Source organism: Vibrio sp. 1F279, assembly GCF_041439815.1.
Classification (GTDB): Bacteria; Pseudomonadota; Gammaproteobacteria; order Enterobacterales; family Vibrionaceae; genus Vibrio; species Vibrio tasmaniensis_A.
The window spans coordinates 349,446-362,201 of the sequence record NZ_JBGOOU010000001.1; the positions used below are offsets into that span (position 1 = coordinate 349,446).

The window sequence follows — 12,756 nt, forward strand, 5'->3', positions numbered from 1 at the left end:
TGGTAGTTTAAGCGAATAAACGAAAAGAACTCACACCCAAGGGCCGATTGGTTGCATTGCGCTAACCATGACGCCCTTTTTCGTTTTACGAGTGTGCTAAGCCACGACAACTGTTATATGTCAGTAAATCGATGAATGATTTGGTTTGAGCTACCACGCCAATCCAACATTGGATCCGCTTTATCTTGTTCAAAGCGACCATCAATCAAAGTATCGACGTATTCAAGCACTTGCTTCTGATTTTCATCGAGTTCGTCGAGCTCGTAACCCGTCCACACCCAGATGTCTTTACCTTCACACTCTGCTTTTACACGCTGAACAAGCTGAAGCACTTCAGATACGTTTGCAGGATGCAGAGGATCACCACCAGAAAGCGACAAGCCACGACGCTTGATTCGCGGATCGTTCAGATCAGCGATAATGTGGTCTTGCAGTTCTTGAGTGAACAAGTGCCCTGAGTCCAAACTTTGCGTCGATTGGTTATAACACCCGCGACACTGGTGCACACAACCCGACACAAACAAAGTGCAGCGTGTTCCCGGGCCGTTTACAACGTCGATTGGGTGATATTGATGGTAGTTCATAAGGCAGTTTTGAAAACTCGTTATTGCTTAATAGTTTGAAGCGAAATGCTGTAAGAGCTGAAATAAAAGAATTGGTATCGACATAGCGCCGATACCAATCTTGTTTCTTGAAACGTAGCTCTTCTTAGTAAGCTAGCTAATGATTTTAGAGCTTACTAAAGGTGCTTCACGCGACGTTTAACTTCTTCTTGCTTACCGAAGTTAAATGGTCGTGCATCTGGGCTACCAAGGTAACCACAAACACGGCGTGTTACCGATACTTTTGTTGAGTCATGGTTGCCACACTTAGGACACGTAAAGCCCTTACTTGTACAATCAAACTCTCCGTTGTAGCCACACTCGTAACACTCATCAATCGGCGTGTTGGTGCCGTAGTAAGGAACACGTGTGTAGCTGTAATCCCACACGTTTTCTAGTGCTTCGATGTTCTTCTGCATATTCGGGAATTCACCGTAACAGATGAAGCCGCCACTAGAGATTTCAGGATAAGGCATCTCGAAATCGATCTTGTCGTATGGGTTCACTTTCTTTTGCACGTCTAAGTGGAAGCTGTTTGTGTAGTAGCCACGGTCAGTTACACCATCAATCACACCAAACTCTTTGGTGTCGATGCTGCAGAAACGGCTGCATAGGTTTTCACTTGGTGTGCCGTATAAGCTGAACGCGTAACCTGTCTCTTTTGTCCAAGATTCCACTTCACGCTTCATGTACTCCACCAGCTCAAGCGCTTTAGCACGCATTTCACCATCGTCATACAGGTGAACGTCTGTGCCGTAAAGTGCTGTCATCGCTTCATGGATGCCAATGTAACCAAGAGATACAGACGCACGGCCATTCTTGAAGATATCGGCAATAGAATCGTCTGCTTTCAAGCGAACGCCACAGGCACCTTCCATGTATAGGATTGGAGCAACACGCGCTTTCACGTTTTCTAGACGCGAAATACGAGTTTCTAGAGCGCGACGAGCTAGCTTCAATTTTTCATCAAGCAGTTCGTAGAACTTAGCCATATCTTGTTTTGCGTTAATAGCAATACGTGGCAAGTTCAAGCTAACAACACCTAAGTTGTTACGGCCTTCATGAATCAACTCACCATTTTCTTCGTAAGTATTCAAGAAGCTACGGCAACCCATAGGCGTTTTGAATGACCCTGTCACTTCTACCACTTTGTCGTAGTTAAGAATGTCTGGGTACATACGCTTAGATGCACACTCAAGCGCCAATTGCTTGATGTCATAGTTTGGATCTTGTTTCTGGTGGTTCAAGCCATCTTTGATTGCAAATACCAGTTTAGGGAATACGGCTGTTTTGCGGTTCTTACCCAAACCTGCAATGCGGTTCTTCAAGATAGATTGCTGGATAAGTTTTGAACCCCAGCTTTCGCCAAGACCGAAACCAAACGTGACGAATGGTGTTTGACCATTAGCGGTGTGAAGTGTGTTTACTTCGTATTCCAGAGATTGAAACGCGTCGTAACACTCTTTCTCGGTACGAGAGATAGCAAAAGCTTCTGGGCTGTGAATATCCCACTCTTTCGCTAGTGATAGGTGCTTCTCGTAACTCGCCATTACGTAAGGTTCTAGAACCTCGTCGATACGGTTAATCGTTGTACCGCCGTATATGTGGCTTGCCACTTGCGCGATGATCTGTGCAGTTACCGCTGTCGCCGTAGAGATCGATTTAGGTGTGTCGATTTCCGCGTTACCCATCTTGAAGCCATGCGTTAACATGCCTTTAAGATCGATAAGCATACAGTTAAACATTGGGAAGAACGGTGCGTAGTCTAAATCGTGATAGTGAATGTCACCACACTCGTGAGCTTGTACGATATCACGCGGCAAAATGTGAGTTTTTGCATAATGCTTAGCCACGATACCCGCCAGCAAATCACGCTGAGTTGGGATAACTTTGCCATCTTTGTTGGCATTCTCATTGATCAGATCAACATTGCTTTCTTCGATCAGACCTTCGATCTCGCGAGTTAAAGCGCTTTGCTTTTCACGTGCGATGTCACGGTCATGACGATATTCAATGTATGCACGAGCAAGAGACTTGTATGGTCCCTGCATTAGCTCGTTCTCGACCATGGTTTGAATTTCAGAGATATGAACTTCATCGTAGTCTTCGAGCTTCAACTCAACTGCTAATGCCACATTCAGAGCATAAATAGCAATTTCCTTATCGGTTTTGTCTGATGCTGCTTCCACTGCAGCTTGGATGCGATCTCTACTGAATGGAGCTCTTGAGCCATCACGCTTGATTACGATTGATTTCACCACTTCTCCTTACTCTTGAGGTATTCACAGACTTATCCACAAACACACTATAGAGCGATTTATCGTTTAACTAACACTAGATATTGTGGCGTATTTAACGAGAACCACCAACATTGAGTATTGATTTGGATCAATAAAATAGGCACGCCGAACAAGATAAATCCAATATTATTACGTGAGATCTCAAGTCGAAAAGAAACAATGTAACAATAAAAAAACTGCTAAAAAGAGTTGAATTTTCGGTAAGTGTTGTAGGATAACGGCTCAACTATATTGCACACCAAAATTAGGGATATTTGGGATGAAACGACTTCAAAAGTGGATAATGTTAGGCTGCTTACTCAGTAGCCAAGCATTTGGCGAACCTTTAACCATATCCAGTTGGAATATCGAATGGTTATCAACCAATGAGGCTGTGAATAAGTTTTCTGACCAACGTGATCAAGCGGATTTCGATAAGCTCGAACAGTATTTCCAATCCTTAAATTCGGATGTGCTGGCTTTCCAAGAAGTCGATGACATCAATGCCATTCAGCGCATCGCTGGCGATCAATACAAGATATTGATGTCTGACCGAGCATTACCAGAAAACAGCAACCATCAGTTCAAAGAAGTAAACCAATACACAGGCTTCGCGGTTCGTAAAGGAATCATACTCACCGACTACGCTGACTTTCCTCTCGAATCGAGCGCTAACAGCAAGCTTAGGTTTGCCAGTTATATGGTTGTGGAAACGGATACAAAACCAATTCACATGCTGTCTGTGCATTTAAAGGCAGGTTGCAGCGGCGCTTATAAGTCGAACCGTGACTGTTCAAGGCTCAAAGACCAAGCGCAACAACTTAATAAGTGGATACAGCAAAGAGAACGCCAAGGTCAGGATTACGCAATATTAGGCGATTTCAACCATAACCTTTCTTACTCAAGAGATTGGATGTGGAAAGACTTAACTCAAAATGCCGATGCTCAGTTGGCGACAAGAAAAACTCGAGCAGATTGTAAGGTACGCTCTAACCGCAATAACCATCGCACGCACCAGTTCCGTTCTGTGATTGATCATATTGTAGTGAGCAAATCCTTAGATGCCTCTCCTGCTAAACAGAAGGTCTTTGAAACGCAAGATGTGCTTGATTACAAACTTAGCGACCATTGCCCAGTTTCAACGACTATTAAATAGTAGATTTTAGATAACGGCAGATCATAGCTAACGGTAGATATAGAAAGAGGTTGACTGGCTTTTTTGCTAAAAGCGAGTCAACCTCTATGCTTGGTCAGTTCAGAACGAATAACGTCAAAGCCAATGTAATCAGCGATAAGCTTGCTACTAACAGGTTTTGTTCGTACGACCCGCCAACCACATTCCCACCAGCATGCTTAAGACGAACAGCCATACCGTGGGATTACCCCCACTAAGGCTGGTTACTGCAGGGCCCGGGCAAAAGCCTGCAATCCCCCAGCCTAAACCAAAAGCAGTTGAACCTAAGATCAACTTTCTATCTATTAGTGGATCATTACCGCTATCTAAAGGTTCGCCATTGACGGCTTGAGCGCGCTTTTTAATGACCAAGTGATAAAACGGAGCGAAGACCAATAACGCGCCACCCATGACGAATGCCAAGCTAATGTCCCAGTCGCCAGCAATATCTAAAAACCCAAGTACTTTGTTCGGGTCAACCATGCCTGAAATGATCATACCTGAGCCAAAAAGAATACCTGCGACCAAACCGATAACGATAGTAAGTGAAGAGTTTTTCATTACGCCCCCAAACCGATCAAGTTCTTAGCCAACACAGTTACGATTGCCACACCCATGAATAGACAAGTAGCGATGATTGAGCGCTTGGACAAACGAGCCATCCCCACAATGCCATGGCCGCTAGTACAGCCATTCGCCATCTTGGTACCGAAGCCCACCAATAATCCGGCTATGATAACCACTGCGAAGTTGATCTCTTCTAATTGCGGAAGTTGGTAGCCTGTTGGAATCAATAACCAGTCGCTCACGACCATTCCGACAACAAAAGCAAGTCGCCAATGTTTTTCGGTTTTCTCAATGCTGGAGTCCGAGTTCGATTCGGATCCTGATTCTAATCTTTTGTTCTTTCTCGACGGTAACAAGTGGCCAACAATGCCACTAATACCTGCTACTCGCCCTATTCCTAACATAAGAATAATTGCCGACGCGCCTAACAACATGCCACCGAACAATGCATTCCAAGGTATTAAACTCATCACTGACCTCTCTCATAACGTCGATTAACTCATCACCCTTAATTTAAATTAGAGTTTACTAATAAATATAAATTAGTCAATGCTAATGTATTACTAGAATGTTCGGTTTATAAGTCTGAAATTAACAAGCGCCCTGCATGAAAAAAGCCCCTAGGTGTTAACCTAAGGGCTTATGATTTGATTCGGTTTTTGTTTTGTTAGTTACTTAGTCTTGTTCTTTTCAGTTATCCACTGCGACATGTACTTGGTGCTCGCCATGCTGTGGTGCTTAAGCATCGAACCAAAGAAGTTATCCAGTCGATGAGATTCAAGATCAGACTCTAACGCAGTTAATCGCTCAATCAATGTGTCGCCCAGTTGATTTTGCTCGTAGTGCGCTTCAAGGATTGAATGACATTGGCTTTGTGCCTTAAGCCACTTCTCTTTATCTTTGTACAGAGCAACTGCAGCTTCAACAAACTCGTCGATATCATCAGCAACCTCGCCCGGCCATTGCAATTCACCTTGTGGTAGCATGCCTTCACTGCCGATTTCACTCGTTACGTTCGGAGTTTGCAGCTTCATCGCATCAAGCAACTTGCCTTTAATGCCCGCGCCAAATCGTAGAGGTGCAACACACACACGAGCTTGCTCCATCACTTCTTGAGCGTCTTTAGCCCAACCTTTTATATGGAAACCGGTTTTAGGGTTGTGCAAAGCCGTTGCTTTCGGCGGCGGATAAGATCCATAAATATGAAGTTCGGATTCAGGTAACTGCTTGCGAATCTTCGGCCAAATCTTCTGTAACTGAAGCACAGCATCCCAGTTCGGTGCGTGTCTAAAGTTACCTATCGTCATGAAATGCTTGCGTTCTTCAAAGCTTTTCGTGCTTTCAGGAAGTGTATTAAGATCAACCATGAACGGCAAGTGATGAAGCAGTTTTGGATCGACATTGAACTCAGATTTAAGCAGATCCATCTCGTAACTTGAAATGATCAACGAAAGATCACAGCGTAAGATTGCGGCAATTTCACGTTTAGCCAAGTCACTGTACAAATGCGCTTTGGTCAGTTCAGTCTCTTTCTTAACCGCTTCATGGCGCGCGTTACGTAGGAACTGTAAGTCTTCCGTATCCAGTAACTTAAAGGCATTCGGACATACTTTTTCCACGCGCCAACCAAACTGCTCTTCCATCATGAAACGGTCAAACATCACGACATCGGGTTGCAGCTCTTCAATGTACTGGTCAAAGCTATCGCAATTTAACTGTATAGATTGGCTCGTGATGCCCTCTTCAGAGAGATCGATCATGTGCTCGGTTTCTTGAGCTGGCGTTGCAAATTCAACGGACCAACCTTGTCTCTTGAACAGGCGTAAAAGAGACATCATATGGCTGCCAGCCGCCGATGAATTCGGTTCTGGCCAAACGTAGCCAATTGCTAAAACTTTCTTCAAAACACTTCCTAAGAAATAACAAAAGGGACGAGATCTGTCCCTGATTAAACGAGCACTATGGTGGTCGATTTATACAATGAGGCGAATCCGACTTAAAAGGCGAACTCGTACCATACTCCGCTACTCACTTTCTGAGTTAGGACGCGTTTTACACTGTAAAATGGCTCTTTCTAAGAGCTCTAAAGCAGACTTATCCGCTTCTGGCAGCTTAGCGTTCGATTGGCCTAACGGTTCAACACGACTGCCCCATTTAATATGACCAGCGCCCCAAGTTAAACCGGCTCCGAATGCCGCCACAAGGATGTTTGAGTTAGGTTTAACAAAACCTTGCTCTAACGATTCACATAATGCAATTGGCACAGTAGCTGCCGACGTGTTGCCGTAGTTTTGGATGTTAACAAACGCTTTCTCGCGATCAATACCCGCCATATCACACAGAGTTTGGATGATTCGGATGTTTGCTTGGTGCGGGATCACAACGTCGATATTGTCGGTTGAGATACCTGTGCGGCTCAATACTGTGTGTGCCGCAGCGCCCATGCCTTTCACTGCACGCTTGAAGATCTCTTTACCTACGAAATCAAAGTCCCAGTAGCCATTATCTGCAGCAAAGCGATCCATAGAAGTACCGAATTTTGGTACCGCTAAAATGTCACGGCCTTCGGCGTCACAACCGATTTGCGCTTCTTGTAAGCCAACCTGCTCTTCAGTGCGAGATAGAACCACAGCACCTGCGCCGTCGCCAAATAGAACCGCAGTATCACGCTTGGTCCAGTCGATGAAGAATGAAAGACGTTCTGCACCCACAACAATGGCATTGCGGTAGTTGCCCGCTTGAATCAGTCGAGTTGCGGTTTCAACGCCATAGATGAAGCCAGTACACGCTGCGTTAAGGTCGAAAGCCGCTGCGCTCTTGATGCCTAGGTTCTGTTGAACTTTAGACGCAGTATTTGGAATAAGGGAATCTGGGCTGCACGTCGCGATGATCACGAGGTCGATATCTTCGGCAGTAAGACCAGCACACGCCATTGCGTGTTGAGCAGCAACAGTCGCTAACTCAGAGGTATTTACATGACTGATACGACGGTTTTCGATACCAGTTCGAGTTCGAATCCACTCGTCAGACGTATCAATGAAAGTGCTTAGATCATCATTGGACAACACGGCTGGTGGCAGACACTTTCCCCAGCCCGTAATCTCGGCGTAAAATTTTGTCATCATTTACCTATTTATTGTTTGTTTTTATTTAAGTATCGTATTCTAGTTTTAAACAGTATAAGCGCTCCGTGCGTGATTCGTAAATCGCGTTAGACACGGAGTTACAATAAAAAGAGAAAGTTATGTCTACATTCAACACACGTTGCCCTTCTTGTAATGGCGTAAACCGAGTTCCTTCAGAAAGAATTTCAGAAAGCCCAACCTGCGGTAAATGCAAAACAGCATTGCTCGATGGCGCTCCTATCGAGGGAACGTCACTTAATTTCCAATCTATTTTGAATAGTTCACAGCCAGTGGTTGTCGATTTCTGGGCAACATGGTGCAACCCATGTGTTGGCTTTGCGCCAGTGTTCAGTGACGTTGCTAAAGAGCGTTCAGGAGATATTCGATTCGTTAAGATTGATACTGAAGCTCAGCAACAGCTTGCCGCGATGTACCAAATCAGAAGCATTCCAACCGTGATGGTGTTTAAAGATGGTAAACGTGTCGATACGATTAACGGTGCATTACCAAAAGGTCAATTTGATCAATGGCTTAATCAAGCTCTAACCAAGTAACACTATTATTTAAGCTATCGTTTAAGCGATTGAATTAACTTTTGCTTTATTCTAAGTATGCACACAAAAATAGGTTAGAGAGTCTTATCAACCAAAGACTATCTAACCTACTGTTTTATTTATGGTTATCACTTAACTTCTTGAATTAAACCACAGCTTCGCCTTTCGCTCGAATACTAGACTCTTGCTTACCTAGTCTGTATTCCTTTTTGATTTGATCTGCGACTTTTTCGGCAATCATAATGGTTGCCGCGTTTGTGTTTGCCCCAATCAATGTCGGCATCACAGAAGCATCAATAACTCTTAAGTTATTCAACCCATAGACTTTCAGATTGTTATCTACCACGGCTAATGAATCACTGTTAGGGCCCATTTTACAGGTCCCGACTGGGTGATACTGAGTGTCTGCACGGTTGCGAATATCTTGCTCGATAGCCTCGTCATCACTGGCGTCTACTGGGTAGAAAGCATTACCACGGATGTCGTCAAACGCCGAACTCTCTAACATTTGATACTGCTTCTTCCAGCCCTTAATCATTATCTCCATATCTTCAGGATGACTGAAAAACGCAGGATCGATCTTAGGCGGATCATAAGGATCATTACTATTGAGCGTTACGCTGCCGTTGCTTTTCGGACGCAACAAGGTGACATGAGACGTAAAACCATGACTGGTATGGATTTTTCTTGCATGGTCATCGACAACAGCGACCACAAATACAAACTCTAAATCCGGCACCGCGATATGATCTTGGGAACAAAGAAAACCTATCCCCTCTGCAAAATTACTGCTCATCTTGCCACGGCGTTCTTTGTGCCATAGCGGCAGAGCTTTGGTTATTTCAGAGGCCATTTGTAGCGAGATACCAAAAGTTTCACGCTTTTCACTGCACTTGTACGAATGCACCAAGTCGATATGGTCTTGGAGGTTCTTGCCCACTCCAGGCAACTCATGAACCTGCTCGATGTCATGCGCCTCCAAATCGTCTTTAGCACCGACACCAGACAGTAATAACAACTGGGGAGAACCAAATGCACCAGCAGATAGAATCACCTCTTTGTTACATTGGATCTGATAACGCTTGCCATTCGAGCCGTATTCAACACCTACCGCTTTCTTCTCCTCAAACAAGACCTTATGCGTGGTTGCCTTGGTCACGACCGTAAGATTTGGTCTCGAAAGGTTTGGCGTTAAGTAAGCCTTGGCAGCACTGCACCGTTCGCCATTCAACTGGGTTACCTGCGTCGGCATCGCCCCAAACTGAGCAGCACCGTTGATGTCTTCATTACGGGGAACCCCTATCGACTCACACGCCGTTAAGTAACGTTCCAACATCGGACTTGGCGATCGAAGGTTAGTGACGTTCAGAGGGCCACCTTGGCCGTGATACTCATCTTGGTGAACTTCGTTATTTTCGGCTTTCTTAAAGTAAGGCAGACACGATTCATAACTCCAACCTGCATTACCCAAACTTTCCCAAGTGTCGTAGTCGTAACGGTGCCCACGAGCGTACATCATCGCATTGATAGAACTGGACCCACCAAGTGTCTTACCTCTTGGTTGATAACCTTTACGACCATTCAAACCCGGCTGTTCAACGGTCTCAAAGGCCCAGTTGTTTAGCTTAGTTGGCATCATCGCGGCTATACCTACGGGTGTATGAATTAATGGGCTTGTGTCTTTACCACCTGCTTCCAATAGGCAAACCGTGACATTGGGATCTTCAGACAGCCTTGCAGCCATTACACATCCTGCCGAGCCCCCGCCAACAACAATAAAATCATAACTATCCATTTGCCTATCTCCATTGGGTGTAACTCTCGTTTACGCTATTGCCGTCATTGATAACACCATACGAATGAACATTTTACGCGGGTATTTGTAACATCAAGTTGAACACAACACCATTCCTCTCTGGCCTGTTCAATGACGTTGTGTATGTTCATAAAGCACCAATGAGCTTAACTTTCTTCGCTTGAATTATCGTGATGTTCAACAACCATCACGGATGACCTACGCGGATGATTGTATCGCTTACAAAACCATAATGAACATAATCCTAGTGGCTTTTTGACCGCATAAAATCTCGAAAAATCGTAAATTCCGCTATGGTATTTTAGCTCAAGATCTCGATAAATTTCTTTTATCTTAACGACTATTTTTATTCGTTTTACCCAATTCAGTTTCTCCCCCATAGTCGCGGAAAATTCATCGTTTCTTCCACTATTTAGAGGCTCCTGCATTGGACAACATCCAACAAACAACTCGCATAACTGTTCCGGTTATTGCATTGTCTTTTTACGCGATCGCTTCAGGCTATTTAATGAGTTCATTACCATTAATGTTGTCTGAGTATGGCTTAGACAAAAATCTATCGAGTTGGTTGGCGAGTGCATTCTATGCAGGGCTTTTAGCCGGTACGTTATTGATTGAACGTGCGATCGCACGTGTTGGTCACAGAGATGCGTTTGTTATCGCTCTGGCTATTTTTATCGCAACGATCCTTGTGTTACCACTCATCCCACATCAAGCGGTATGGTTATTAGCCCGCTTTGTCGCTGGTGTAGCGGTTGCAGGTATCTTCGTGATTGTAGAGTCTTGGTTAATGAGCGGTGACGAATCTCAGCGCGCGAAACGCTTAGGCGTTTACATGTGTTCGCTATACGGCGGCTCTGCCGTTGGCCAACTCGGCATCGGTTACCTTGGTATTACAGGTGGCGTACCTTTCATCGCAATGTTCACCTTGTTGTTTGGTGCAATCATTGTGTTGATGTACGGACAAGCGACAGCACCACAAATTCACGATGCGCAGTCTTTATCATTAAAGCAAATCAGCAAACTGAGCCACAGCGCTTTGATTGGCTGTATTGTATCTGGATTAACACTTGGATCTATTTACGGACTGATGCCTGTTGAGCTCGCTCAACGCAACATCGCACATCAAGATATTGGCGGTTTGATGGCGTTAGTGATTATGGGTGGTATGGCTGTTCAGCCGATGGTGACATGGTTATCTCACCACATAGGACAAGTGTTATTAATGGCTCTGTTCTGCCTACTAGGGGTTGCAAGCATTGGTGTACTAACGATTAACCATGATTTTTATGTTCTTGGTATGAGCTTGTTTGTGTTAGGTATGGCGACTTTTGCACTTTACCCAATCGCGATTAACTTGGGTTGTCGTAACTTAGACCCAAGCTATCTAGTGTCAGTGACTCAGGTTATGCTGTTGTGTTACAGCATCGGTTCTGTCGCTGGCCCATTGGTTGCAGATAGCTTTATGGATTCACAAGCGGGATTATTCACTTACCTGTTCGCGTCTCTACTCGCTACAACGATCTACATGTTGATTGCTAGCTTAAAACGCTCTCCTCTACAGATTGCAGGCGAGTAAGTTCGAATGGCAACTATCCTCCTCAGGTAGGATAGTTACATCTAGAGCTCTTAGTTATGACTTTCCGTCTAACGAATAGCTCTTTTTGTTTGATGACTTCTGAGCAAAAGTCGACAAAAAGCATCAATATTAGAAATAGAGGTGTTCTTCAGGTTAAGGCTGAAATATGTAGCCTTCGCCAGTAATGGTAATGATTAGGCCATCCCCGAATAGTGATCTGATCTCAGATATCGCAACAATCACTGACGAGTTAGTGACTGACCCATTCTCCCAGCCAATCTTCTTCAATTGCCCGACACTGAACAATTTCCCTCGGTTTTGATTCATAAACAGAATGATCTTACGATACGCTAAAGGCATGGTAGCCAGAACATAGCCGTTTTCAACATTGCGAATAAGTTTGGTGTCGAGTTCAACTATTTTTCCGTTGAGTTCAAGTATTACGTTGTGTTCAGAGTGGTGAGTATCTATTACAGGATAGGCGTCCATTTTTATACAATTCCCTTACGATATAGCCAGCAACAAAGTTAAATTCAGTCATTTTTGTATAACGTCGCTTATAAGTGGACGTTTAAAATCGAAGATAATGAAAGCAGCGTATACGGTAAAGAGATTAAATTTTTATTATTAATATATGAACAGGATATCAATAAAGGGAAATTAATCCTCCAGTACATAACCTTCGTTGGAAACCGTTTTTATACAACGACAGTCTAAGATCCTTCTTATCTCGTAGATAGCAACCAGAACTGACGCAGATGTGACGGCTTTCCCCGCCCAACCTACACGCTTCAAAACCCGCTTACTGATCACGTGCCCTTTATTTTGATATAAGTAAAAAAGAACCTTACGATGAGGTTCAGCAAGCGTCCCTATTATCGAGCCACACTCCTGATTTCGGACGATCCTCGTACCAGATTGAAACTCTTTTTTATTTAGAACCCACTTAGACGGAAGTTTAAAATCGTCTACGTGATCCGCTATTTTTGGTATGGATTCCTTACGTTTCATAAGCAATCGTCTTTTAAGATATTTCCAATATTATCGAATGGTACAAAAA

General features: G+C 44.1%; 12 protein-coding genes and 1 pseudogene. 3 read left to right on the plus strand and 10 right to left on the minus strand.

The window, feature by feature from the left end:
* Window positions 1-113: 113 nt before the first annotated feature.
* Together nrdG and nrdD are read right to left on the minus strand one after the other, a co-directional pair.
* A complete protein-coding gene (gene nrdG, locus ACED60_RS01480; protein ID WP_009845339.1) occupies window positions 114-584 on the minus strand; it encodes an anaerobic ribonucleoside-triphosphate reductase-activating protein in 471 nt (156 codons plus the stop codon).
* 155 nt (window positions 585-739) lie between these two features.
* Entirely contained in the window at window positions 740-2,860 is a 2,121-nt protein-coding gene (gene nrdD, locus ACED60_RS01485; RefSeq protein ID WP_009845338.1) for an anaerobic ribonucleoside-triphosphate reductase, read from the minus strand.
* A gap of 301 nt (window positions 2,861-3,161) precedes the next feature.
* Between nrdD and ACED60_RS01490 the strand changes: the two genes are divergently transcribed.
* The gene (locus ACED60_RS01490) at window positions 3,162-4,037 is read left to right on the plus strand and encodes an endonuclease/exonuclease/phosphatase family protein (protein ID WP_371726748.1); all 876 of its coding nucleotides are present in this window, start codon (window positions 3,162-3,164) and stop codon (window positions 4,035-4,037) included.
* A 147-nt stretch (window positions 4,038-4,184) separates the two neighbouring features.
* On the opposite strand, the gene ACED60_RS01495 is transcribed toward ACED60_RS01490, so the two are convergent.
* The 4 genes from ACED60_RS01495 to ACED60_RS01510 all read right to left on the minus strand — a co-directional run bounded on the left by ACED60_RS01495 (window position 4,185) and on the right by ACED60_RS01510 (window position 7,744).
* Window positions 4,185-4,616, minus strand: coding sequence for a DUF6691 family protein (locus ACED60_RS01495; RefSeq protein ID WP_371726749.1), 432 nt, complete (start codon window positions 4,614-4,616; stop codon window positions 4,185-4,187).
* Window positions 4,616-5,092 (minus strand): YeeE/YedE family protein, encoded by a 477-nt coding sequence (locus ACED60_RS01500; protein ID WP_371726750.1) that lies wholly within the window; start codon window positions 5,090-5,092, stop codon window positions 4,616-4,618. The genes ACED60_RS01495 and ACED60_RS01500 overlap by 1 nt, the downstream gene beginning before the upstream one ends.
* Before the next feature lie 201 nt (window positions 5,093-5,293).
* The gene (locus ACED60_RS01505; RefSeq protein WP_371726751.1) at window positions 5,294-6,526 is read right to left on the minus strand and encodes a glycosyltransferase; all 1,233 of its coding nucleotides are present in this window, start codon (window positions 6,524-6,526) and stop codon (window positions 5,294-5,296) included.
* 120 nt (window positions 6,527-6,646) lie between these two features.
* Entirely contained in the window at window positions 6,647-7,744 is a 1,098-nt protein-coding gene (locus ACED60_RS01510; RefSeq protein ID WP_371726784.1) for a ketoacyl-ACP synthase III, read from the minus strand.
* A 122-nt stretch (window positions 7,745-7,866) separates the two neighbouring features.
* On the opposite strand from ACED60_RS01510, the gene trxC reads away from it, so the two are divergent.
* Window positions 7,867-8,301, plus strand: a complete 435-nt coding sequence (gene trxC, locus ACED60_RS01515) for a thioredoxin TrxC (protein WP_017097619.1) — start codon at window positions 7,867-7,869, stop codon at window positions 8,299-8,301.
* A gap of 145 nt (window positions 8,302-8,446) precedes the next feature.
* On the opposite strand, the gene ACED60_RS01520 is transcribed toward trxC, so the two are convergent.
* Both ACED60_RS01520 and ACED60_RS01525 read right to left on the minus strand, forming a co-directional pair.
* Entirely contained in the window at window positions 8,447-10,096 is a 1,650-nt protein-coding gene (locus ACED60_RS01520) for a GMC family oxidoreductase (protein WP_371726752.1), read from the minus strand.
* A 240-nt stretch (window positions 10,097-10,336) separates the two neighbouring features.
* Window positions 10,337-10,545 (minus strand): annotated as a pseudogene (locus tag ACED60_RS01525) (hypothetical protein).
* Between ACED60_RS01525 and ACED60_RS01530 the strand changes: the two are divergent.
* Window positions 10,545-11,696: an MFS transporter gene (locus ACED60_RS01530; RefSeq protein ID WP_017097622.1), complete on the plus strand. Its 1,152-nt coding sequence runs from the start codon at window positions 10,545-10,547 to the stop codon at window positions 11,694-11,696. The pseudogene ACED60_RS01525 and the gene ACED60_RS01530 sit on opposite strands and share 1 nt — an antisense overlap.
* A 153-nt stretch (window positions 11,697-11,849) precedes the next feature.
* Here ACED60_RS01530 and ACED60_RS01535 read toward each other — a convergent pair whose 3' ends face one another.
* Window positions 11,850-12,185: a winged helix-turn-helix domain-containing protein gene (locus tag ACED60_RS01535; protein WP_012600601.1), complete on the minus strand. Its 336-nt coding sequence runs from the start codon at window positions 12,183-12,185 to the stop codon at window positions 11,850-11,852.
* Between the two features lie 171 nt (window positions 12,186-12,356).
* Window positions 12,357-12,707: a transcriptional regulator gene (locus ACED60_RS01540; protein ID WP_371726753.1), complete on the minus strand. Its 351-nt coding sequence runs from the start codon at window positions 12,705-12,707 to the stop codon at window positions 12,357-12,359.
* Window positions 12,708-12,756: the final 49 nt, after the last annotated feature.